The 22,713-nt window shown below is 69.5% G+C and carries 20 protein-coding genes and 1 pseudogene; 12 read left to right on the top strand and 9 right to left on the bottom strand.

The window, feature by feature from the left end; genetic code table 11:
- Window positions 1-87: 87 nt before the first annotated feature.
- Window positions 88-1,464, bottom strand: coding sequence for a PepSY-associated TM helix domain-containing protein (locus tag MFF24_RS24685; protein WP_238228668.1), 1,377 nt, complete (start codon window positions 1,462-1,464; stop codon window positions 88-90).
- A gap of 1,097 nt (window positions 1,465-2,561) precedes the next feature.
- Here MFF24_RS24685 and MFF24_RS24680 point away from each other — a divergent pair.
- Complete coding sequence (locus MFF24_RS24680; RefSeq protein ID WP_238228667.1) at window positions 2,562-2,876, top strand: hypothetical protein; 315 nt, start codon at window positions 2,562-2,564, stop codon at window positions 2,874-2,876.
- Window positions 2,877-2,913: 37 nt separating this feature from the next.
- Here the strand turns inward: MFF24_RS24680 and MFF24_RS24675 are convergent, their stop codons facing one another.
- From MFF24_RS24675 to MFF24_RS24665, 3 genes are all read right to left on the bottom strand, one after another.
- On the bottom strand, window positions 2,914-3,123 hold the full coding sequence (locus tag MFF24_RS24675; RefSeq protein WP_238228666.1) for a hypothetical protein: 210 nt from the start codon (window positions 3,121-3,123) through the stop codon (window positions 2,914-2,916).
- A gap of 250 nt (window positions 3,124-3,373) precedes the next feature.
- Window positions 3,374-3,751 (bottom strand): response regulator, encoded by a 378-nt coding sequence (locus MFF24_RS24670; protein WP_238228665.1) that lies wholly within the window; start codon window positions 3,749-3,751, stop codon window positions 3,374-3,376.
- The gene (locus MFF24_RS24665) at window positions 3,751-7,050 is read right to left on the bottom strand and encodes a GAF domain-containing protein (protein ID WP_238228664.1); all 3,300 of its coding nucleotides are present in this window, start codon (window positions 7,048-7,050) and stop codon (window positions 3,751-3,753) included. Before MFF24_RS24665 ends, MFF24_RS24670 begins: the two co-directional genes overlap by 1 nt.
- Window positions 7,051-7,299: 249 nt before the next feature.
- Between MFF24_RS24665 and MFF24_RS24660 the strand changes: the two genes are divergently transcribed.
- The gene (locus MFF24_RS24660; RefSeq protein ID WP_238228663.1) at window positions 7,300-7,710 is read left to right on the top strand and encodes a response regulator; all 411 of its coding nucleotides are present in this window, start codon (window positions 7,300-7,302) and stop codon (window positions 7,708-7,710) included.
- Window positions 7,710-7,952: a hypothetical protein gene (locus tag MFF24_RS24655; RefSeq protein WP_238228662.1), complete on the top strand. Its 243-nt coding sequence runs from the start codon at window positions 7,710-7,712 to the stop codon at window positions 7,950-7,952. The genes MFF24_RS24660 and MFF24_RS24655 overlap by 1 nt, the downstream gene beginning before the upstream one ends.
- A 176-nt stretch (window positions 7,953-8,128) precedes the next feature.
- Here MFF24_RS24655 and MFF24_RS24650 read toward each other — a convergent pair whose 3' ends face one another.
- Entirely contained in the window at window positions 8,129-8,875 is a 747-nt protein-coding gene (locus MFF24_RS24650) for a glutaredoxin family protein (protein ID WP_238228661.1), read from the bottom strand.
- Between the two features lie 123 nt (window positions 8,876-8,998).
- Window positions 8,999-9,166 (bottom strand): hypothetical protein, encoded by a 168-nt coding sequence (locus tag MFF24_RS24645; RefSeq protein ID WP_238228660.1) that lies wholly within the window; start codon window positions 9,164-9,166, stop codon window positions 8,999-9,001.
- Window positions 9,167-10,040: 874 nt separating this feature from the next.
- Between MFF24_RS24645 and MFF24_RS24640 the strand changes: the two genes are divergently transcribed.
- The 6 genes from MFF24_RS24640 to MFF24_RS24615 all read left to right on the top strand — a co-directional run bounded on the left by MFF24_RS24640 (window position 10,041) and on the right by MFF24_RS24615 (window position 14,684).
- Complete coding sequence (locus MFF24_RS24640) at window positions 10,041-10,463, top strand: hypothetical protein (protein ID WP_238228659.1); 423 nt, start codon at window positions 10,041-10,043, stop codon at window positions 10,461-10,463.
- A gap of 119 nt (window positions 10,464-10,582) precedes the next feature.
- On the top strand, window positions 10,583-11,056 hold the full coding sequence (locus MFF24_RS24635) for a PRC-barrel domain-containing protein (protein WP_238228658.1): 474 nt from the start codon (window positions 10,583-10,585) through the stop codon (window positions 11,054-11,056).
- 192 nt (window positions 11,057-11,248) lie between these two features.
- A complete protein-coding gene (locus MFF24_RS24630; RefSeq protein WP_238228657.1) occupies window positions 11,249-11,467 on the top strand; it encodes a ribosome modulation factor in 219 nt (72 codons plus the stop codon).
- A gap of 83 nt (window positions 11,468-11,550) precedes the next feature.
- Window positions 11,551-11,943 (top strand): hypothetical protein, encoded by a 393-nt coding sequence (locus MFF24_RS24625; protein WP_238228656.1) that lies wholly within the window; start codon window positions 11,551-11,553, stop codon window positions 11,941-11,943.
- Window positions 11,927-13,999 (top strand): ATP-binding protein, encoded by a 2,073-nt coding sequence (locus MFF24_RS24620; RefSeq protein ID WP_238228655.1) that lies wholly within the window; start codon window positions 11,927-11,929, stop codon window positions 13,997-13,999. The genes MFF24_RS24625 and MFF24_RS24620 overlap by 17 nt, the downstream gene beginning before the upstream one ends.
- A 19-nt stretch (window positions 14,000-14,018) precedes the next feature.
- On the top strand, window positions 14,019-14,684 hold the full coding sequence (locus MFF24_RS24615) for a response regulator (RefSeq protein ID WP_238228654.1): 666 nt from the start codon (window positions 14,019-14,021) through the stop codon (window positions 14,682-14,684).
- A 448-nt stretch (window positions 14,685-15,132) separates the two neighbouring features.
- Here MFF24_RS24615 and MFF24_RS24610 read toward each other — a convergent pair whose 3' ends face one another.
- Entirely contained in the window at window positions 15,133-16,437 is a 1,305-nt protein-coding gene (locus MFF24_RS24610; RefSeq protein ID WP_238228653.1) for a DUF2254 domain-containing protein, read from the bottom strand.
- Between the two features lie 162 nt (window positions 16,438-16,599).
- The gene (gene nhaA, locus MFF24_RS24605; protein ID WP_238228652.1) at window positions 16,600-17,772 is read right to left on the bottom strand and encodes a Na+/H+ antiporter NhaA; all 1,173 of its coding nucleotides are present in this window, start codon (window positions 17,770-17,772) and stop codon (window positions 16,600-16,602) included.
- Between the two features lie 274 nt (window positions 17,773-18,046).
- Here nhaA and MFF24_RS24600 point away from each other — a divergent pair.
- Window positions 18,047-18,415: pseudogene (locus tag MFF24_RS24600) on the top strand (ion transporter); the annotation flags it as partial.
- A 124-nt stretch (window positions 18,416-18,539) separates the two neighbouring features.
- Here the strand turns inward: MFF24_RS24600 and MFF24_RS24595 are convergent.
- Window positions 18,540-20,852 carry a putative bifunctional diguanylate cyclase/phosphodiesterase gene (locus MFF24_RS24595; RefSeq protein ID WP_238228651.1) on the bottom strand — a complete coding sequence of 771 codons (2,313 nt, stop codon included), beginning with the start codon at window positions 20,850-20,852 and terminating at the stop codon, window positions 18,540-18,542.
- 519 nt (window positions 20,853-21,371) lie between these two features.
- On the opposite strand from MFF24_RS24595, the gene MFF24_RS24590 reads away from it, so the two are divergent.
- Window positions 21,372-22,187, top strand: a complete 816-nt coding sequence (locus tag MFF24_RS24590; RefSeq protein ID WP_238228650.1) for a GAF domain-containing protein — start codon at window positions 21,372-21,374, stop codon at window positions 22,185-22,187.
- A 144-nt stretch (window positions 22,188-22,331) separates the two neighbouring features.
- The coding region (locus MFF24_RS24585) for a PAS domain-containing protein (protein WP_238228649.1) at window positions 22,332-22,713 on the top strand (382 nt) is incomplete at its 3' end.

The following is a 22,713-nucleotide window of genomic DNA, read 5'->3' as shown; positions in this document are numbered from 1 at the left end:
GGCGGCAAGCGAGGGCGAACGCTGCGACCGGAAAAGGGGGAATGGGACAGGCGCGCGGCGGGGACACGTTCGTCCCCGGTTGCGCAGTCAGGACGCCAGGCGCGGGCGCAGGGCCTGGATGGCCAGGTCGATGACGAGCATGACGAGGATGACCAAGCCGGTCAGCGGGAACAGCGCGCCGAGTCCCAGCACGATCACGGTCACCGTTGCGGCGACGCGACGGTCGCGGGGCCAGGGAGGGACGCCGAGGCGACCAGCAGGACGGCGCTTCCACCACATCACTGCGGCCGTCACCGACAGCAGGATGGTGGCGAGGCAGAAGGCCAGCATCGCGAGCTGGTTGGCCCGACCCCAGTGCTCGCCCTTGTGGATGCCGATGCCGTACTGGATCGCCCGGGCGACACCGCCGAGGTCGCCGAAGCGCACGTCGACGAGCGGCTTGCCGGTGTACTGGTCGAGCGAGATCATCCGCTGCGAGGCCACGTCCTTGGGGTAGGCTGCTGCGGCGTAGACCCCGGTGTCCCCCACAGGCAGGGAGATCTCGAAGCCGGGCGGCATGCCGAGGCCGCGCAGGATCTCGACGGCGCGCGCTGGGCCGATGGAAGCCGCCGCGCTCGGCTGGGAGACCGGGACCGGCGCGTCCTCCATCGCCCATCCGGTGGTGGTGAGCATCTCCTGCATCGGCACGTTCGAGACAGGCTTGTTGGCCCAGAGCGCGCGCGGCTGGCCGACGCCGGCCTCGTTGGATAGGGTCCGCACCTGCTGGCCCCACCAAGCCGACCAGGGCAGGCCGGTCGCGGCGAGGAAGAACAGGCCGGCGCCCGCGACCAGGCCCGTCACGGCGTGGAGGTCACGCCACCAGACGCGCTTGCGCGGCGTGCCGCGCACACTGACGACCCCGCCACTCTGCCGGCGGGGCCACCAGAGGTAGGTGCCGGTGACCACGAGGATGATGGCGAAGCCGGCCACGACCTCGATGACGCCATTCGCGATTGTGCCGAAGTAGGCGAGGCTGTGCAGGCGGCGCACGACCATCATGAACTCGTCGTCACGGTCGACGCGGTCGAGCACGTCGCCGTTGTAGGGGTTCAGGTAGACGAGGGTCCGGCGCGGCCCCTCGGCCATCGTCACCACGGCCGTAGCGGTCGGGTCGGCGGGATCGGCCATCGACACCGGCACCGCCGCGGGCTCGGCTTGCGAGGCGTTGAAGAGCAGGACGTCCGGGCTGAGAGTGCGGCTCGCCTGGGGCGCCACCGTCGTTCGGTACGCGAACAGGGTGCCGTTGATCTCGTCCTTGAAGAGGTAGAGCGAGCCGGTGACCGAGAGAAGGATGAGGAAGGGCAGGCAGAGAAGGCCGGCGTAGAAGTGCCAGCGCCAGACGGCGCGGTAGACAGCGTCCTGCGCCGGACGCGCGGCGACGACGGCGGAAAACGCCGTCGCGTCGCCCTGGAGAGACTGTGACATGGGTGAGGTCCGGGTCTGAGCGATCTGAAAAGCGGATCGGTCAGGCGGCCGGCGGACCTCTTGGGCTGACGGACTGGTCGGGAGGCGCACGGGCTTGGACCGTCCCGCCATCGCGCCAGGAGGCGGAGGCCACTACGGTTGGGGCCCAGGCCACCATCGCGAACGTCGACTGGAGCGGATGAAGCAACTGCGCAGCCTGGGCCGCTGTGCAGCAAGCGTGTTGATGGCAAGCCGGCGCTTGGTCACCGGGCGCACTTGAGCTGCTGTGCTCGGCGCAGATCACCCCGCCGAAAGGCGCGGCTGGAAGAGGCGCGAGGCCGCCTAGGAAGGCTTGCAGCACGAGCGCGTACAGCGCGATCACGGCGATGATCGCGCGGCCTTGAACCGTCCGAGGCAGGCACCCGCGCATGGCGGCACTTAAGGTTCACCGAAAGCGCTGGTCAATCCACTGCGTAGGGATTTGCCGGCGACCAGGCTTCCGAAGCTGGGAGGTGTGGCGTTGGCGCCTGAACTGGTGCCCCCGTCGAAGCCGACGAACTTGGTATGCTTCCCCATGTCTAGGCAGGGCTCCGAACTGCATCCCTCAGGCCAAAGGCAGTTTCGGGGTAACAAGCGGCCATTCCACTGGCACTGAACGGAGGTCTGCAAGTGGCGCGAAGCTGAACAAGGCGGGGGCTAACTCCTGACCCCAGGCGGACATTCAAGCGTGCCGGCCCAGAAGTCTGCTCAGTAGGAGGAAGCGGACTTAGCAGCGGCGGCCACGACATCAGCATGTTGTGGCCCATGAAGCGACTCACTCAGGTATGGTTCTTCCTATCCTGGGCAGCCGGCAACCCGCTTTGCCAAGCGCCCCGCCCAGAGGGCCTTGCCCACCTAGTCGATGAAGGCGCGCACATCGCTGGCGCCAGAACGCGCGACGCCCGCGAAGGGAAACCGTTTCCAGGTACCGGCGTGGCAGGAGGCGCACGCGCCCACGATCCGAGCCAGACGCCGACGCGTCTACGCCCGCCGGGTACGGGAACGCGGAAAGCCGGGGGAAATCGGACTGCCGGTGCGCGTTTCCCGACGGGACACCGGCTTCCTCCAGGCCTGACATCATGACCGTCGTTCGAACCCAGATATACGCCTCGGCGAACGGCGACCGCTGGTACCTCTGCCGCGGGGAGAACGGCGAGGACGTGTTCGTCCTCCACGAACCGAACGGCCCATCGGGCGGTACGCCGTCCCGAAGCGACCTGACGACGTTCCTCGCCTCCGGGCACGGGGCGCCGGAGCGTCGGGCGCTATTGCGCACGATCGGCGCGCTGGTGGACATCGACAGTGCCCGCCCGCCTTCCTCCGTCCAGGGCCCGGAGCCGGGCGCCGCCGGTGCCGAGCCCACGCCGGGCGAACGCGCCTCGGCTCAGCCTTGAGCCCTCGCCGGATCGCTCCTCCCGCCGGGCCCGACCCCTATCGGAGCGTCGGGGACTCGCCGGGCTTGAGGTGGGGGGCGCTGCCATCGGGGCCACCCAGCGACACGTGGTCGTTGAGGCGGACCAGGTGCTCGAAGACGTGCTCGAAGGCATCGGTCACGGCCCGCTCGAAGGAGCCGTCCCCCTTACCCAGCGCGTCCCTGAGGGCGCTCAGCAGCGCGCGGTGCTTCTCGGTATCCGTCGACATCGCGTTCCTCCCACCGGTTGCAGCACCGGTTGCGGCAAACACAATCTACCTGTCCGATGCCGTTTCCCTAAGGCGCCGTTTCCCGGCCATCCCACGGTGGAGCTTCGAAGGTGCTGACAGGGATCTCCGTATCCGCCTCGTGAAGGGCGCCCGGTCCGGATAGGCAGGACCTGCCGCATCTGCGGCAAAACGGGCCTGACTTCGCGAAATCCGCAGGCGTCGATGTGGAGCCGCTGGCCGGGGTGGTGGCCTAAGCGGCGAATTCCCGGATCGCCGCCACCACCTTGGCCTCGCGGAACGGCTTGTCGCAGAACACGCCGCGAGCGGGGATATGATCGAGGTTGGGCGGGAGGGCCCCCGTCAGGACGAGCTCGATGGGCGGCCAGCGGTCGCGGATCAGCGCGGCCAGCTTGATGCCCATCATCGACCCGCGCACATCCAGATCGGCGAACACCACCCGGATGTCCGTGCGCTCCTCCAGGATGCGGATGGCCGCCTCGGCGGTGCGCACCACGAGCGCCTCGCAGCCGGCCTCCTCGACGAACTCCCGCATGGTCATCGCCAGGATCGGCTCGTCCTGAAGCACCAGCACCACAGGGTGCGGGCCGTCGTCCCTGTCCCCCGCCATCATGTCCGTTGCACCTCGACCATCGGTGCACGCATCACCGCCACCACGCCATCCGGGTTGTAAGCCGTATCGACACCGCCCGTTCCCACCAAGCCGGTGCGGATCAGGCGCGATCCGAAGCCGCGGCTCGTCGGCGCGACCACCGGCGGCCCGCCGCGCTCCTGCCAGCGCATCACCAGGTCCGGCCCGTCGGCCCCGTCCTCGACCGACCAGCGCAGGTCCACATGGCCCGCGTCGTTCGACAGCGCGCCATACTTGGCCGCGTTCGTCGCCAACTCGTGGAGGAGCAACGACGCGGACATGGCCGCGGCCGGGCCCAGGGCCACGTCCGGACCCTCCAGGGTGAAGCGCCCGGCATCGGCCGCGTTGTTGACCACACCCTCGCACACCGCGTGCAGCGGCGCCGGCGACCAACTTCGGCGCAGCAGCAGTTCGTGCGCGGAGGCCAGCGCCTGGATGCGCCGCTGCAGCGTCTCGACCGGCGCCCGGTCGGGCAGCGACTTGAGCGTCTGGTTGGCGATGCTGGTGACCATCGCCAGGGTGTTCTTCAGCCGGTGGGACAGCTCGTGGTTCAGGAGGTCCTGCCGGGCCTCCGCGTGACGGCGTTCGACCGCCTGGCGGATCAGCTCGGCGATCTGCCGGACGAAGGCGACCTCGGGTCCCGCCCATTCCCGTGGACGGTCGCCGTTCACGAACAGGATGGCCACCATCCGGCCCTTCTCGACGATGGGCAGGTTGATCAGCGCGCGGACGGCCAGCGCCTCCAGGGCCGCGGCGGTCGACTTGGTCCGCGGGTCCTCGCGGACGTCCGGGATAACCACGGTGCGGCCTTGACGCAGGTCCTCGGCGTAGAGGCCGTAATCGTCCAGGCGGTGACGCTCGGCGAGCGCGGGGAAGCCCTGCGCGCCCCAGCCGTCCCCCACGACCAAGGTCTCGCCGTCCGGCCCGACCGTGCCGTAGCCGACCCGCCCGACGCCGAGCACCCGCCCGATGGTCGCCGCGCCCGCCTTCACGACCCCGGCGGCATCGGCGTCCGTGCGCATCCGCTCCCCGAACTCCAGCAGCCCCTCGCGGCGGGTGTCGGCCTGAACCCGCTCGGTCACCTCCAGGAAGATGACCCCGAAGCGCTCGGAGCCGAGTGGAAAAGCGCGGCCCTCGTACCAGCGCTCCAGGCCTCCGACCTGCCGGATGAAGCTCACGGGCCGGCCGGTCTCGACCACGTCGGCAAACTCGTGAACCCAGGCGTCCTCGATGCCGGGGAACATCTCGCGGATGGTGCGCCCGACCGCCAGCGCGGGGTCGATGGACACGAGTTCGCCCCAGGCCCGGTTCACCTCGACGTAGCGCCAGTCCCGGACGGCGCCCACCTCGTCGCGGATCACCTCGCCGACGATGAACCCCTCGCTCAGCCGCTCGAACAGGCCGCGCCAGTGCGCCTCGCTGGCCGCGAGCCGTGCCTCGGAGGTCTTGCGCTCGGTGATGTCGACGGCGGTCCCCGAGAACCGCACTGGCTGCCCGTCGGGGTCGTGGATGAGCTGCCCCTTGCATTCGACCCAGCGCAGGTCGTGCCCCGGGATGGCGAGCCGGTACTCGACATGGAAGTCGGCGCCATGCTCGAACGTGTCCCGGATACGTGCGCGCAGCGGTTCGAGGTCCTCCGGGACGACGAACTCCTGGTACTGCTCCATGGTCAGGCCGGCTTCGGTCCTGCCGGCGTCGAGCCCGTACAGCCGCGCGAAGTTGGCGTCGCCGTGCAGCAGGTCGGTATCGACCATCCAGTCCCAAAGCCCGACGACCCCGGAGGCAACGAGCGCGACCTGCAAGCGCTGGTCGGCCGCCCGCAAGCGCTCCTGGTTCTCCCCCAGGAGCCGCAGCGTCTCCTGGATCTCGGTGACGTCCTGCACCGTCCCGAGCATGCGCACGGGCCGACCCTCGGCGTCGTGGACGAAGCTGGTGGTGCGGGTGACCCAGCGAACGGCCCCGTCGTCGGCGCGGCGGATGCGGTAGGTGGCCTGGGGCGGCGTGCTCCCCGTTTCCCGCGAGGCCTGCGTCGAGGCTAGGTGCGTGTCCTCCGGGACGATCCGGTCCGTTGTGGCGTCGGCCGAGAGCAGTGGTGAGACCGGTAGGCCGAACAGGCGGCAGAACTCGGGGGAGACCGTCATCAGCCCTGAGGCGATGTCGGCCTCGTAGGTGCCGATCCGCGCGGCCTCCTGGGCGAGCCGCGAGCGCATCTCGCTGGCGCGCAGGGCCGCCTCGCCGTCGAGCCGTTCGCGCACGGCGGAGAGGTAGCGCGCAATGGTCGCGAAGAAGGTGAGCGTATCCTCGTCGAACGCCCCCTGCGTGCTCGATCCGAAAGAGATCACGCCGGAGAGGCGTCCGCGGCTCCGGATGGGATAGCCGGCATAGGCATCGACGCCGCTCTCGCGCGCCATGGCGTAGCGCGGTTCGGACCCGTCCTGCACGTGAGCCAGCACCAGGGGTTGCCCGGTCCGGGCCACGATCCCGCAGAGCGGCTTGTCGAGGTCGATGTCGGCCACGGCCGCGCGCATCGCCTCGTCCACGCCGATGGAGCCTGTCAGGCGGACGCTGCGCCCGCCCGGTGCGAGGTCGTAGATGAAGCACTGCTCGAAGCCGAGACTGTGCGTGCTGGTCTCCAGGATGGGTTCGATCACGCGGCTCGGGTCGGAGGCGGTGAGCAGGGCCGCGGACGCCTCGGCCAGGATGGCGAGGTGGCCCTCGCGCCGGAGGGCGGCATCGCGGCTGCCGACCGCCACCGCCTTCTCCACCGTGGCGCGCCGCAGTTCCAGCAGGCTCATCGCCTGACGCGCGCAGCGGCGGAGGTGCCCGGCCTGCGTGGCGGTCAACCCATTGGGCCTCGGCTTCGTGTCGATGACGCAGAGGCTGCCGACGGTGTGGCCCTCGGGCGAGCGCAGCGGCGCGCCGGCATAGAAGCGGATGCGAGGCTCGCCCGTCACGAGCGGGTTGGCGGCGGTACGGGAGTCGGCGGTCAGGTCGGGAATGACCAGGATGTCGGGCTCGGCGAGGGCGAACTTGCAGACGGAGCGGTCGAGGTCGGTCTCGCAGGACGGGAAGCCGACGCGCGCCTTGAACCATTGCCGGTCCCGGGCCACCAAGCTGACGAGGGCGACGGGCGTCGCACACGCCAGCGCGGTCAACTGGACGAGGTCCTCGAAGCCCTCCTCGGGCACGGTGTCGATGATGTCGTAGGCGTCGAGGACGGCCAGCCGCTCGCGGTCCTGCAGGGCGCGGTTCAAAAGGGCCGACGATTCTGGCGACATGCGTGGATCAGCTTCATCGGGCCAGGACGCGATGCGTCCCCGGCCGCCGAACTGTTCCCAGCCAGCGGACCTATGTGCCACGGGGGTCCTGACCCGGCAACTCCCGACGGCCCAACCCGTTCGGTCGCGGCCCACCATCGCGCGGGTTCGCCGATGTGGCCACGCCCATGCGAACCCGGTGTCCGGGATCAAACCATGCGCAGGCGGCGGTCGGGACCTTTTCGAGGCGGTCCAACTTGTACCCCGGCCATGACCACCTCCATCTCACCCGCGCCCTCCTTCGCCCTCGTCGTCGACGACGATGCGTTCATCCGCATGGACGCCTTGGCGATCCTGGAGGATGCCGGGTTCGAAACCTTGGAGGCCGCCCATGCCGACGCGGCCGTCGGCCTGCTGCACGAACGTCACCCACATCTCTGCCTGCTGTTCACCGACGTCCAGATGCCGGGGACGATGGACGGCTTCGCCCTGGCCCGGTACGCCGCCGAGCGCTGGCCGCACATCTCCATCGTCGTCGCCTCCGGTCACGCCAAGCCGGAGCCGGGCGACTTGCCCGAGGGCGCGCACTTCATCGGCAAGCCCTTCAGCGCGCAGATCGTGCGAGACCATCTGAGGAGCATGCTCCCGGAGGACCGCAAGCCGGAGCCCCTTCGCGGGTGATGCCGTCCGCCTCTGCCTGCCGCGCTCCGCCGAAACGGCGGCCGACTGGCCCCGGCTGGCTCGGCTGCCGGACGCTGATCGCGATGCGCGCCTCCGAGGCCTTGGAACGCCTCGACGGCCCGGAGGGCATCGACATCCCGTTCTCGGACGTGGTGATGCCGGGCGGCATGAACGGGATGCAGCTCTCGGTGCAAGTCCGGCGGCTGGGCCCCGGCCTGCGGGTACTGCCGACCTCCGGCTAAACCGGCACGGCGCTCGACGAGCACGCGGTCCCGGTCGACTTGCCGCTCCTGAGCAAGCCCTACCGGCTGGACGAACGCGCCAACGAACTCCAGGTCGTCATGGGCTGAGCAGGTTAGGGCACATTCGCGAACGGTGGGGAGGTGTAGCCAAACCGGTCCCGTCGTTTGCCGCTTGGTCAGTGGTGCACGGCCAGCATCCAGACCGCCATGCCGACCATCATCAGGTTCTCGGTCAAGGAGACGAAGCCGAGCGGAACGCTGCCCGAGCCGCCGACGCAGGCGCACTTGATCTCGCGCTTGTCGACGTAGACCGCCTTGACCACCGAGACGGCGCCGACCGTGCCGATGAACATGGCAACGGAAATGGACAGCCAGTCCAGGGTGCCCGCCACCATCAGCACCCCGGCCAGGGCCTCGCAGAACGGGTAGGCGTAGGCGTAGCGGACCCAGCGCCGGGCGAGCAGGTCGTAGCCCAGGAACATGGACGAGAAGGTTTCGACGTCCTGCAGCTTGAGGATGGCCAGCACGCACATGCTGAAGGCGATGAACCACTCGCCCGCGCGCATCGTCAGCGGCGTCCCGTAGGCCGCGTAGCTCGCCGCCATCGCCATCAAGGCGGTCATCGCGAAGACGGCGACGACGGGCGTGTAGCTCGTCGCGTTCGGGTCCTTGACCTCCTTGCCGAGATGACGCCGCAGCGCGTCGTAGCCGCCGATGCGCCGCCCGCCGATGAAGGTCTGCGGCGTGGTCTTCACGTCGTGCTCGGCCTTGAAGGCGTCGGTCTCCTCGCGGGTGGTCAGCCAATGGTCGTCGACCGTGAAGCCCTCGCGTTCGAGCAGGTCCTTGGTCTTCAGGCCGTAGGGGCAGACGTGCTTCTCCATCACCATGCGGTAGACGGTGGCCCTGCGGGTGGTGTCGAGCATGGAGCGGCTCCTCGTTGCCGGTGGTCCCGTTCGAGGGACAACCCGCGAACCGTCGGATCGGGCACGGGCGGCGGTGACGCGTCCGCCGGCTCCGCCCGGGAGGCCCGCCGAAACCCGTGACGGTCAGCCTGCCAGGTCGCCGGCGATGTTGGCCGCCGCCAGCAGGCAGAGGCCCGCGAGCAAGGGCGTCGCGACGACGGCCAGGACCAGATCGGACGCGCGCGGAGCCGCAGGGCGCGGCCCGAAGGCGAGGTGCCGCCAGCGGCCCTTGCGAAGCATGGAACGGGACATGACGGGTCTCCTTCGCCCGGCTAGCTCCGGGGCGTGCGAATCGGGCTAGACCGTCGGCGCTCGCGAACGACCGGCATCAGGACGCGAGGAGACCGGCCAGGCCGACGAGCAGGAGCAGACCCACCGCAATCCCGCACGCGGCCCAGGGCGGCCATGGGGTGGCGCCGTCGCCGTTGTCGTTGGCCGGACGCGGCAACTCGCTCGGCCAGCGCCGCCACCGTCGGCAGGTCGACGGGGCCTGCAGGACCGACGGGCCCGACCCGGCGTCATGGCGATGGCGACACGACATGACCGGGATATCGGGTGCCGCGGTCGCCCGTGGCAGTGCCGCCAAGGCCGCACCGGAGATCGGCGTCGGCCGATGCCAGGCCGCCGCCGAGGCGTGCCCAGTCCTCGACGGACCCGTCCGCCGGGACCGTCGGCACCTGTGCGTCGCCCGCGCCGACCGCGCTTCCTGAAACCGCCCGCCTCGCCCAAATGAGCCGAGCCTTCCGAACGATGGCCGTCCTCATGTCTCTCCCTCGTCCTGTGAGCGGGGCGGGCCGGGCACTGCCGCCCGCACGATGGCGGCAGGGTCGGCGGCTCCGGTTTAAGCTTTCGTGAACCAAACCGGCCGCGCAAGCCGACCCCGAGGAGGCGCCCTCAGGCGTGTCAGGTTTGTCCCGACAGGAATGCGGTCTTCTCCGACTGCGCACCCATCCCCGGCGCCACAGATCACTCCGTGAGCGGGGAGAGAGGGGCGCCGAGCCCGAGCGTCCCCCGCGGTCCGGCGCAGGAACGTCCGGCCCGCGGCCAGACAATCGACCACCCCGTCGAACCCGTCACGGTCGTGGCCCGCAAGGGTCAGCCACCACCATCACGGAGCTGAAACCCGATGAAACGTCTCGCACTGGCCCTCGCGGCCGTATCGAGCCTGATGCTGTTCTCGCCGTCGAGCGAGGCGCGGCCCTTCGGCAGGGGCCATGGCTTCCACCATGGCGGCTTCGCCGGTCACCACGGCGGCTTCCGGGGCGTCCGCCACGGCTTCCGGGGATACCGTTCGGTCGGCTTCCGTGGCTACCGCCGCGGCTTCGGTGGGTACCGTCGCGTCGGCTTCGGCGGTCCGCGCTACGGCTATGGGCGACGCTACGGTTACCGCCGCGGCTATCCCGGTCTCGGCCTGGCTGCCGGCCTCGGGCTCGGCCTCGCCGCAACGGCGGCCCGGCCGGCCTACTACGGGGGATACGGCGGCTACGGCTATGCCCCGGTCGGATACGGGTACGGCGCCCGCGGCTCCTACTGCACCTGCGGCTACTGACCCCCGTCGAGGCGACCCGGCATTCCCGCCGGGGCGCCACCCGTTCCCGACTCCCTCGGCGTGCGCCGGTCCGACCTCGGGACGGGTCGAGCCCACGTCGGCATAGACAGGTGAAACCGATGAAGAACCTCGCACTCGGCGTCTTCCTCGCGGGCTCCGTGCTCGCCGGCCCCGCGCTCGCCCAGGACAAGGCGGCGCAGCCGCCCGCCGAGGCCCAGACCAACCAGATGAAGGCGCCGCCGGCCGGCGGCATGGGCGGCATGACCATGGCCGACACCGCGACCGCCAAGATCAAGTTCGTCACCGCCAAGCCGGCCGAGGTGACCTCGTCGAAGCTCGTCGGCAAGAACCTCTACAACAACAAGAACGAGACCATCGGCGAGGTCGAGGATCTCGTCATCGACAACGGCAAGACGGTCACCGGCGTCGTCGTCAGCGTCGGCGGCTTCCTCGGCATGGGCGAGCGCTACGTGCTGGTCGACCCCTCGTCGATCTTCCTGCACAAGGCGGACGGCAAGCTCAAGGCGATGGTCGACACCGACAAGGAAGCGCTGAAGAACGCGCCCGAGTTCAAGTACAACAAGAACTCTTGACCCCCTGCGCGTGGTCCCGTGTCCGCGGGGCCACGCCCAAGCGTTCCGGCACCCGGGCTGTGTCGGGACGAGCCTGACAGGTGTCGGTGAGAACGGCGACGCCCGGCGAAACCGCTTGTCGCCCGCCGGGATACGGGCGCACCTCGAAGCCGCTTCGTAAACGTCGATGTGGTGGAGAGAGCGGCGATGATCATGGACATCATCAGGCAGGGTTCCCGCGCCCGGGCCCTCGGGCGCCCGCGGGATGCCTGTCCCCACCCGGCGGACTCCCGCGAGCGCCGGGCCTGGTACGAGGGTTACGACGGATCGACCTGGGACTTCGCCGAGCGGGTTCCGCATCCGGCTGGGGTCGAGGCGAAGGCCCGCGGCCCGGCGGCCCGGAACGGGGCGGTCGACCCGACCTTGGGCTAGGTCGCGGGCCTTCGCCTCGACCCCAGGCTCCCGTGGCCCTAAGGCAAGGCTTCGGAGAAGGTCGGGAAGGCGACGGAGGGGCGATGGGACGGAAGCGACCCCACTCGTTCGAGGGCCGGACCTTCGGGCGCCTGGAACGGGTGGTCACCGCCCTGGTCGAGGCGGGCCAGCAGGACCACGCGTCCGCGCCGCCGAACCTCATCGAACGGTTGCGGGACCTGGAGCGGAACGCCGCCGCCGGGGGCGACCGCCAAGTCCTGCAGGTGATCGCGTCGGGACGTCGCCTCCTCGGCGACGAGCAGGCGGTGACCGACCCGCGCGTGCTGACCGATGGCGCCATCGTCAGCGTGCTGGTCGAGGACGGCGCTGTCTCGGTCTACCCTACGGTAGGGAGTATGGCCCGGCCGGTCTCACCGGCGGGGACGTCCGCCACGGCCCCTCCTGATCGGTTACACCCGTATGACCGCCGGACGTGAGACCGGTGACGCCGGCCGTCCCGAACTGCACCGCGGCAACGGACGGACCTTCGTCGCGCTCGCGGTGGCGGCCGCCATCCCCGTGCTGCTGCTCAGCGGCTGGGTCGCGACCCTCATGGCGCAGCAGCAGCGCGGATTGACCCGGAGCGCCGCGGTGGCGAGCGCAGGCCGGGTGGCCGAGCGCGTCGCCTCCGACATCGCGACGCAGGTCGCGGTCCTTCGAGCCGAGGCTGCCTCGGCCAGCCTCGATCGGCCGGATCTCGCCGCCTTCTACGCCGAGGCCGAGCGGCTGAGGCAGGAGCACCCGCTTTGGGAGACCGTCGAGCTCGCCGGTCCCGACGGCGTCCAGGTCGTCAACCTGCTCCGCTCCCTCGACGACGAACTCGGCCCCACCGCCGACCGCGCGAGCTTCGACGCGGTGGTTCGGACGAGGCGACCGGTGGTCGGCGGGATCGGGCCGCTCGGGCCGATCTCGGGCAAGCGCCTCGTCGCATTGCGGGTCCCCGTCATCCGGGACGGAGCGCTCCGCCACGTCCTCTCGGTCGGCCTCGCCACGAATGCGGTCAGCTCGATCCTTCGCGACGCGGGCGCGCCGGAGGGTTGGGTCGGCACCATCGTCGACGCGGCGGGCAACACCATCGCCCGGACCCGGGCCGAGGCGGAGGAACTCGGCCACCCGGCCAGCGCCGCCTTGCAGGCCGCCATCCGGCGGGCCCCGCAGGGCTTCTACACCGGCTCGACCCTGGAGGGGCCGGACGTCGAGGTCGTCTACCGCACGCTGAACGATACTGGGGGCTGGTCGGTGCATTTCGGCCTGCCGGTCGCCACGCTGAACGCGCCGGTCTTGCGCTCCTACCTCGTGCTGGCCGGCGGAAGCGTGCTGAGCATCGGTCTCGGCCTCGCGCTCGTCGGCCTGGTCGGCCGCGACATGGCCCAGCGCCGGGCGGGCGAGCAGGCACGCTTTGCCCTGGCCCTGCGGTCGAGCGAGGAGCAGGGCGCGGTCGCCGCCGAGGCCGCGGAGCTCGGTACCCTGCGATGGGATACGGCCGAGGAGACCGTGACGGCCTCCCGACGCGCCGCCGAACTTCTGGGGTGGGAGGCGGAGGTGCCGGAGGGGCGCGAGATGACCGCGGACGCCGACATCGCCTTCCTGGCGGTCGACACGGGCGACCGCGAGCGGCTGGCGGCGGAACTGCGACGGAGCCTCGCCGAGGGCGTGCCCCTCGACGTGGAGTTCCGGGTCTCGCAACGGAGCCCGGAGCCGCGGTGGGTGCGCCTGACCGGGCGAGCGCCCCGGCTTCGGGCGGAGGACCCCGCCGACCTCGTCTACGGCGTGGTCTCGGACGTCGGACCGCGCAAGCGCGCCGAGGCGGAGCGACTCGACCTGCTGCGCCGCCTTGGCGAGGCGCAGGAGAACGAGCAGCGCCGGATCGCGCGCGAGCTGCACGACCAGGTCGGGCAGACGGTGACCGGCCTGTCGCTCGGCCTCAAGGGGCTGGAACGACTGCTCGACGCGCAGGGGGCGTCGCCCGAGGCGGGCCGGCAGATCCAGTGGCTGCAGCGCCTCGCCGGCGAGGTCGGACGCGACATCCACCGCGCCGCCGTCGACCTTCGCCCGACCGCCCTCGACGACCTCGGCCTGCGCGAGGCGCTGGCGACGCTGCTGCGCGAGTGGGGCCAGCGTCACGGCGTCCGGTCCGACCTGGAGTTCGTCGGCGACGCCTCGCGCCTGTCGGCGGCCGTCGAGAGCGCGGTCTATCGGATCGTGCAGGAGGCGCTCACCAACGTCCTCAAGCACGCGCGCGCGGCCACCGTCAGCGTCTGCGTCGACCGCCGCCCGGACGAGGTCCAGGTGATCATCGAGGACGATGGCGTCGGCTTCGAGCCCGGCTCTGGCACCTCCCCGTCCGAGGGGCGCGCGCAGACCGAGCCGCGGCTGGGTCTTTCGGGCATCCGCGAACGTTTGACCCTCCTGAACGGCACGCTCGCGCTGGAAGCGTCCCCGGGCATTGGAACCACGCTGTTCGTCCGCATCCCGGTGACACCCGCCGCCTGACCCACGAGAGGGACCAAGCATGGACCGTATCCGCGTCGTCCTGGCCGACGACCATCCGGTCGTCCTCGCGGGCATCCGGACGCTGCTGAACGCCGACCCCGAGGTCGAACTCGTCGGCGAGGCCACCGATGGCGGCGAGGCGCTGCCGATGATCCGCGCCGTCGCGCCCGACGTCGCCGTGGTCGACGTCTCGATGCCCGGCCTGAACGGCCTCGAACTGACGGAGCGGGTGACGGGCGAATGCCCCGGCACCCGGGTGCTGGTGCTGACCGTCCACGAGGACGCGGCCTACGTGCAGCCGCTGATGAGGGCCGGCGCGCGCGGCTACCTCCTCAAGCGCTCGGCGGCGGACGACCTGCTCCGTGCGGTCCGGGCCGTGGCCTCCGGCGGCGTCTACCTCGACCCGTCCATCGCCGGCCACGCCCTGGCTGAAACATCCGGTACGGACGGGCGCCCGGGCACGGCGGAGGGGCGCGAGCCGCTGAGCCCGCGCGAGGCCGAGACCCTGCGGCTGATCGCACAGGGGTTCAGCAACAAGGAGATCGCCCGGCGCATCGACGTCAGCGTGAAGTCGGTCGAGACCTACAAGGCGCGGGCCGCCGAAAAGCTCGGGCTGAGGACCCGCGCCGAGATCATCCGCTACGGCGCCGCGCACGGGTGGTTCGATGCCCTAGCCTTGCGGTAGCGCCGTCACCCCTCACCCCGCCGCCCGCCTCGAACCGAACGGACCTGCCGCCGACCGTTCCCCGCCGATCAGCGGCTCGGGTCTCTGCGCGCTTTCGATGGGGCGGGCGTACTGGGGACGGACGAGCCCTTCCTCGTGATGATCGGCGGCGTTCCGACTGCGCCTGGCTTTGCCTTGGGAAGGGTGCGACCCCTTGATAGAGCCCGAGCGCGATCCAACGGGTCTCCATCCCGCGCGAAGGTCGGTTGCGGCGCGAGGCCTCCTGCGAAGCCCAGCAAGGGTACGACGACGAGCGAACCCACCATGGGCCAAACATATCTCGGCTTGTCGGTCATCCGGTCCTCGTCGGGCTTTTGCCTCCGCTCGACTGGTGGGTCCCCGTGCTTGATCCCGCCGGGTCGACCCAGCAAGCGCCACCCTCCCTCTCGACAGAGCGCGCGGCGCCGGTTCACCCCGCAGGTTGCCCCGCTCCAGTCCGCACCTGGACGAGGCGGGCGTGCCGTTCCTCCAGGTCGGCGAGGTCGCTCGGGTCGACGACGTCCCGCCGCGCGGCCGCCAGGACGAGGTCGGCATGGCGCCCGAGCGCGGACAGGCGCGAGGTCAGACGCTCGACTTCCGCGACGCGGGTGAGGACGTCGAGCATCCGCGCGAGCACGTGGACCGATCCGGCGGCGTTCTGGCGGATCATGTGGAACATCGCGTCGCACAGCCCGTCGTAGTCCGTCACCGGATGGACGAGCACGATGCGACCCTCGCGCGCGACGGCGCCCGTGGGCAGGTGGCGCGGCGCGATCCGGCACAGGGCGTCGCCCAGGTGGTCCAGCACGCTGCCCGCCGTCATCGGGTCGTTGATGCCGGGCGAGAGCGCCCGCACCGCGATCTCGACGAGCTGCCGCACCGAGTATTCCAGATCCTGCAGCGCCGCGGGGCGGCGTCCGAAGGTGAGCGACCGGGCGACGGCGTCGGCGGCGTCCTCGACGCCCGCGGAGAGGAAGGCGACCGGGAATCCCCTCGGCACGAAATCGCCCGGCCGGACCCTCAGGGCGAGGACGACGCGCCGCTCGTGCGCCCAGTCGGCGAGGCCCTCCGTGTCGACCGCCTGCAGGTAGCCGCCGTCCGCTGGCGCGACCGGGGCGCCGCGTGGCGGCTCCGCCGGCGGCTGGACGTCGGCCGCGTCGCGGGTCCGTGCCTCTACCGCCGCACAGAGGTCGCGGTGGACGGCGTCGACCACCGTCTCGACGTTGATGCTTGTGGCGACGTGGTGGACGAACCAGACCAGCGTCCCGAGGCAGACCAGCGCCAGCAGCACGGCGCCCGATATCGCGAGATGCGGGACGAAGGTCTCCTCCGCGACGGTGCGCACCGTGCGCAGCACCATCAGCGCGTAGGCGAAGGTGCCGAGGAAGACGCCGAGCACGAGTTGGTTGCGGGCGTCGCGCACGAAGTTGCGCAGGAGCCGCGGTCCCATCTGGTTCGAGGCGAGCGTCAGTGCGGCGATGGTGATGGAGAAGGTGGTGCCCGCCACCCCGATGGTGGAGGAGGCCACCGCGCTCAGCAGCGCCCTTGCCCCCTCGGCGCCCCCGGCCCAGCCCCAGTTCGCATCCGGGGAGGACGGATCGTAGCCGGCGATGTGTGCCGCCTCCAGCCAGACGGCCGCCTGCGCCAGGCCGATGCAGGCGAGCACGACGAGCGCCGGCCGCAGCCAGAACTGGTCGCCCAGGAACTCGATCCAGGCCCTTACCCTCGCCCTCACCCGCGGTCCTCCCCATTCCCAGCCACCGGCATCTGGCCCTTGGTCGTGACCCTCCCCTCCTCGCCAGTTGGAGGCGATCCTCGGCGCAGGGTTTGCCCGGCGTGGATGCCGGCGGCGTCCGCAAGGCACGGGTTCAATGCGTGGGGACGTCGCCCGTCCCGTTCAGGCAGGGTCTCTCCGCGCGCGATGTTCCCTCGGGGCGGCGACCAGGAGAACGAGCGCGCCGGCCACCATGCAGGCGACCGAGCCGGCGAGCACGCCGATCTTGACCTCGCCCTCCAGGGCCGGCGCGTCCGCGAAGGCGAGCAGGCCGATGAACAGGCTCATCGTGAAGCCGACTCCGCAGAGCAGGGAGACGCCGTAGACCTGCGCCCAGGTCGCGTGGGCCGGACGCTGCGCCAGCCCGAGGCGCACCGCGGCGAGAACGAGCCCGAATACGCCGAGCTGCTTGCCGACGAACAGGCCGAGCGCCACACCGAGCGTCACAGGGTCGAACAGCATGTGCGGGGTGAACCCGGCCAGCGACACGCCCGCGTTGGCGAAGCCGAACACCGGCAGGATCAGGTAGGCCGACCACGGCTGCACCGCGTGTTCGAGGATGTGCAGCGGCGAGGTCGGGTCGTCCGGCTTGCCCACGCTCTGCCGCAACGGCACCGTCATCGCCAGCAGCACTCCGGCGACGGTGGCGTGCACCCCCGACTTGAGCACGAGGAACCAGAGCACGACGCCGAGCAGCAGGTACGGCCAGAGGCGCGCCACGCCGGCCTTGTTCAGCCCGTACAGCACGGCGAGAACCAGGGCGGCCCCGCCCAGCATCGGCAGAGATAGGTCGGCGGTGTAGAACACTGCAATGATGAGCACCGCGCCGAGGTCGTCGATGATGGCGAGCGCCGTCAGGAACACCTTCAGCGACACCGGCACGCGCGACCCCAGCAGCGCCAGGACGCCGAGCGCGAAGGCGATGTCGGTTGCGGCCGGGATCGCCCAACCCCGCAGCGTCTCGGGCGAGGACCAGTTTACGGCGGCGTAGACGAGGGCCGGGGCGGCCATGCCCCCTGCCGCGGCCAGGCCCGGCAGCACCCGGTCGGGCCAGGTGCGCAGGCGACCGTCCAGCATCTCGCGCTTGATCTCCAGCCCGACGAGCAGGAAGAACACCGCCATCAGCGCGTCGTTGATCCAGTGGAGCACCGAGAGCGGGCCGAGATAGGCCTTGAGCGCGGCGAAGTAGGTGTCCGCGAGCGGAGAGTTCGCCACCACGAGCGCGAGCACCGCGCTCGCCATCAGGACGAGGCCGCCGCCGGCCTCGCTGACGAGCGTGTCGCGCAGGGCCGACATCGGACGTCGGCGAGGCCGCGCAACGGCATGGGGGGAGGACGACACGGGCACGGGTCTCCGGCGCTGGCGGCCCGACCAGCGCTCGTCCTGCCGGTCCGACCGACGGACCGCGCACCCTCGGGTGGGCTATCGCATCGGCAGGCGGCAGGCACAACCCGGCCCCGGTGGATCCACAATGCGGGTGCGACGGCCGGCACCCTGTTCAGATCGCCGGAACCGTGTCCAGTGTACGGGTTTCGGCCTCCGAGACCCGCGAGCGAATGTTTCCTGGCGCATGACACACCTGACCGAGCGGCTTCGGGGCCTGTACGAGGGCAACACCGACCGCGCCCACCGCTTCCGCTACGGGCTGCTCGCCTTCGACCTCGCCACCCTCCTGTTCATCGTCGTCTCCTCATTCATGCCGCGCGAGCCGCTGGTCGAGGGCGTCGATGTGCTGATCGGGGTAGCGGTGACCGTGGATTTTCTGTCGCGGCTCGCCATATGCCCGCGGCCGGCCCGCGAGTTCATGCGCCCGACCACCTGGGCCGACCTCGCCGCCATCGCCTCGTTCCTCGCGCCCATCGTCGGCGAGGGGGCTGGCTTCCTGCGCATCCTGCGTACCCTGCGGCTGCTGCGCACCTATCAGCTGCTCGACCGTGTCGCCTGAGGAGGAGGAAGCGGACGCAGCCAGCCGCGACCATTTCGTCTGTTGCACTGTTTGCGAGCCGGGCGCCGTCGGACATGCGGGCTCGACTCGTGGTGACATCCCAAAACTCCAAACCAACCTAAGCCGCTGCTTTTTGGCCAACTAGGAATGCAACGAAGTCCTTGGACGGCAGCGGGCGGCTGACGTGGTAGCCCTGCACCTGACTGCACTGTTCCGACGCCACGAACGCGTACTGCTCGGCCGTCTCGACGCCTTCGACTGTGGTCGTCATGCCAAGGCACGAGCCCATGGTGATGATGGCCCGAACGATGGCAGCGCTCTCAGCGTCAGCGGGTAGTTGGCGGACAAACGAGCGGTCGATCTTGATCTTGTCGAAGGGGAACCGGCGCAGGTAGCTTAGCGAGGAGTAGCCGGTGCCGAAATCGTCCATGGCAAGGCCGACGCCGGCAGCCTTGAGGCGGGACAACATCATCAACGTGCGCTCCTCGTCGTCGAACATGACGCCTTCCGTGATCTCAAGTTCCAGCCGACGGGCGGGCAGACCCGTTTCTCGAAGGATGTCCTCGACAGCCTCGGGCAGCCGGTCATCGCGGAACTGGACAGGGGACAGGTTGACCGCGACCTTGATCGCATTCGGCCATCGTGTCGCATCAGTGCAGGCGGTTCGCAGTACCCAGGCGCCGAGCGGCATGATGAGGCCCGTCTCCTCGGCGAGCGGGATGAAGTCGGCCGGAGAGACGAGCCCGCGGCGGGGATGGCGCCAGCGGACCAGGGCCTCCGCTGCCGTCACTCGCCCGGAATGCGCATCGACTAGCGGCTGATAATGCAGCTCGAACTCGCCAGCCTTCAACGCACGGCGCATGTCGGTCTCTAGGGTCCGGCGCGCCTCGACCCGCTCGGCCAAGGCGGGCTCGAAGATCCTGAACCGTGCCTTGCCCTCCCCCTTTGCCTGGTAGAGCGCGAGGTCGGCATTGCGCAGGAGCTGTTCCGGATCGGACCCGTCCTGCGGCGCCAGGGCGACGCCGACGCTGGCGCCGACATTGACCAGTTGCCCGTCCAACAGAAAGGGACGGTCCATCACCTCAACGATGCGCGCGGCCAAGCACTGCGGCCCGCCGCGCTCCTGCACGCTGAGCGCGAGGACAGCGAACTCGTCGCCCCCTAGGCGCCCGACCACATCGTCTTCGGAGATGACCGACCGCAGGCGTTCCGCGACCTTGCGGAGCAGGGCGTCGCCCATGGCGTGGCCGAGGACGTCGTTGACGAACTTGAACCGGTCCAGATCGAGCATGAGGACGGCAAAGCCTCGCCCACTCTCTCGGAGGACGGCCGCGCGTTGCGCCAGCACGTCGCCGAGCCGGGCCCGGTTCGGGAGCCCCGTGAGTGCATCCGTGAAGGCCAGTGTGCGCATGCGCGCCTCGGTGTGGAGCCGCTCGCGTTGATCGCGGATCGCGACCACGGTCTGGCGCTTGCGGCCGAGCTGAACGTCCTTGCGCAGCACGCGCACAGGCAGGGACTGGCCGTCGGCGGCGGCTAGTTCAGTGTCACGCTCTTCCTGCTCCGGAAGATCGGCCACCACGAGGCCCGGCAGCAGCACCGACAGGTGGCGCCCGGTCAGCTCGGCCTGCGTCAGGCCGGACAGCCGTTCGAGGCTGTGGTTGGCGGTCGCGATGACCTCGCCGTTGCAGACCGCAAGGCCTTCCAGAGCGATGTTGGCGAGGTTGCGCAGGCGCTGCTGGTCCTGCCGCGCTTGCGCCCGCGCATGCAGGGTCAAGCGCAGACCGACGAAAGCCAGGATCACCAACGCGAGAGAGATGGCCGCGAGGACCGGCGCGATCGTGGCGGGCGCGACGGCCGTCACTGGAAGCGCAACCTCGGGATCGAAGGTCAAGGTTACCGCGGACATGCCGCCGATGTGCAGGACGACGATGGCAGCGATCAGCAGCGGAGCGCCCAATCGGCGTAGGCCGTGGTTGCGTTCACCTGCCAGCACCAGCGCGAGGCCGAACAGTGCGAGACCCATCAGGCAGGATCCGGCAACGAGGGACATGTCCCATGCAACCTGCCCCGTCACCCGGTAGGAGGCTTGGCCGAGATAGTGCAGGGCCGTGATACCGAGGCCGAGAATCAGCCCGGCTGCGAGGCGCCTGAGACGATGCCGCCGGCCGACGACGAGCACCATCCCGAGGCCGATTCCACCGATTCCGGCCAGCAGGGACAAGGTGGTCATGATCGGCTCGAAGCCTGCCGCCATGCCTGGATCGAACGCGAGTAGCGCGATCATGTGGGTCGCCCAAGCGGTGCAGCCGGCGGCGACGATACTGATGCCGGCCCAGTTGCGGCGTGCCGCACCCTCTGATCGACCTGCTTGGTTGGCGACGGCGAAGGAGGCGTAGATGCCCGCGACGCAGATAAAACCTGCCACAAGCATCAGCCGAGGGTCATGCGCCTGCGTAACACAGGTTAGTATAGACTGCATCTCGTCCTCCGCTGGAGATCGTGATGGCCTCAGTCTTAAAAGAGAGTCTGTTTCGTTGGTTAAAACTTGCCCCTCTCCAATTCATGATGACGCAGTGAGCCAGGCAAGGCTGTTTAATCTTGATCTATGTATTATATTAGCGATGATGACGCCGCGAAGGGCCATGGCCGCTGCAGGCTGCGGATCGAGTGCCAAAATTTGTGCGGTGGCAAACTCACGAGCCTTCGCGCCAATAAGTGACACGCGTCGAGCTGACTCTGGATATTTTTCGCACAATTTGCTGTGACGTCGACTGCTCCGCATCACTGCCATGCGGCCCTAGGCGTCACTTAGCCAAGCTTCTCCATCTACAAGGACCCGCTCGTTGTCAGCGGAGGGACATCGTTCCCGCGCCTGATCGTACCCATTCTCCGTTTTGAGCAGTGGCCTTAACACAGAGGCGCCCGTCAAAGCGGACCGGCTGTGCATGTTATGATCAAGACCGCATTCACATCACCGATGCCGCCGAGGCAGAACGAGAGCCGGCGCCTTGCAGCGCTCCATCGTCTCCAGCTGCTCGACACACCGCCCGCTCCGGCCTTCGACCGCATCACCCAGCTCGCTCAGTCGCTCTTCGATGTCCCGATCGCACTCATCTCGCTCCTTGATGAGGACCGGCAATGGTTCAAGGCCAAATGCGGCCTGAACGTCCCTGGCACACCGCGGGAGCAGGCGTTCTGTAACTACACAATCCTGCACGACAGCGTGTTAGTGGTTTCCGACGCCCGCGCGCATGCTGACTTCGCCTTGAACCCTCTGGTGACCGGGGAGCCGTTCATCCGTTTCTATGCTGGCGCGCCTCTCGTCGTCGCACCGGAAATCAGGATCGGTTCACTGTGCATTATCGACAGACAGCCACGCACCTTCAGCGATGAGGATCGGTGGCTGCTAGCGCGACTGGCTCAAATTGTTACAGATGAAATCTGGCTGAGAAGTCTTGCATCTGGACAGGGTCGGATGCCGCCCGATTCCCGGCAGCTCGAACGTAGTTCCGCAGTATCTTCTGTGATCACCGGCGTGCAGGTTCGTGCCGCCAGGGCGATGCTCGGTTGGTCCATCGACAAGCTCAGCCTGAAAACCGGTCTTTCAGCAAACACGATCAAGCGAGTAGAGGCCGATGATCAAAGCCGGCCGAGCAGTCGCTCCACGATGACTAAGGTTAAGGAGGTGTTGGAAGGCGAAGGAGTTCTCTTTATCGGCCACGGCGCAGCCGTCCCGGGCGTACAACTTGTGCGAAATTTTGATTAGATCAAAGATCAATTTAGTGGTTAACTACCTTTTAGGGCCTGATTGCCCATCTTAGGCAACAGCAGACCGCCTGGCGGCAGAGCGGCGCTCCGGTCCCTCAAAGGGGCATGGTTCAATCGAAAACGCCGCTTCTAGGATGGATGCATGTCGCTGTTCTCTCGCGGCGATCATGCCGTGCTGCACGCTGTAGGCTGTGCGCAGGGCTTGGTGGAGTTGACGCCGACCGGCACAGTGTCAGGCGCCAACTCGCGCTATCTCGATCTACTCGGCTATACACTCGACGAGCTGCGTGGCCGCTCGCTCGAAGCCGTTTTAGATCCGCACGAGGCAAGAAGCGGGGACCAGCAGAAACTTTGGGCGGCCGTTGTTCAGGGTGAAGCTCGGACATCATGCTCACGGCACCTCACCAAACACCGCAGCGAGGTCTGGCTGCAAGTCAGCTACTGCCCCGTCCTCGACCGTGCCGGCCGGGCGACGAAGATCATCCAGCTCTCGCTGGATGTCACTGCGCAGCAGCAGCGCAGCG

Origin of the sequence: Methylorubrum aminovorans, from assembly GCF_022179725.1 — a bacterium.
Classification (GTDB): domain Bacteria; phylum Pseudomonadota; class Alphaproteobacteria; order Rhizobiales; family Beijerinckiaceae; genus Methylobacterium; species Methylobacterium aminovorans.
The sequence above is the reverse complement of the archived record's forward strand: the minus strand, read 5'-3'. Positions and strand labels throughout refer to the sequence as shown.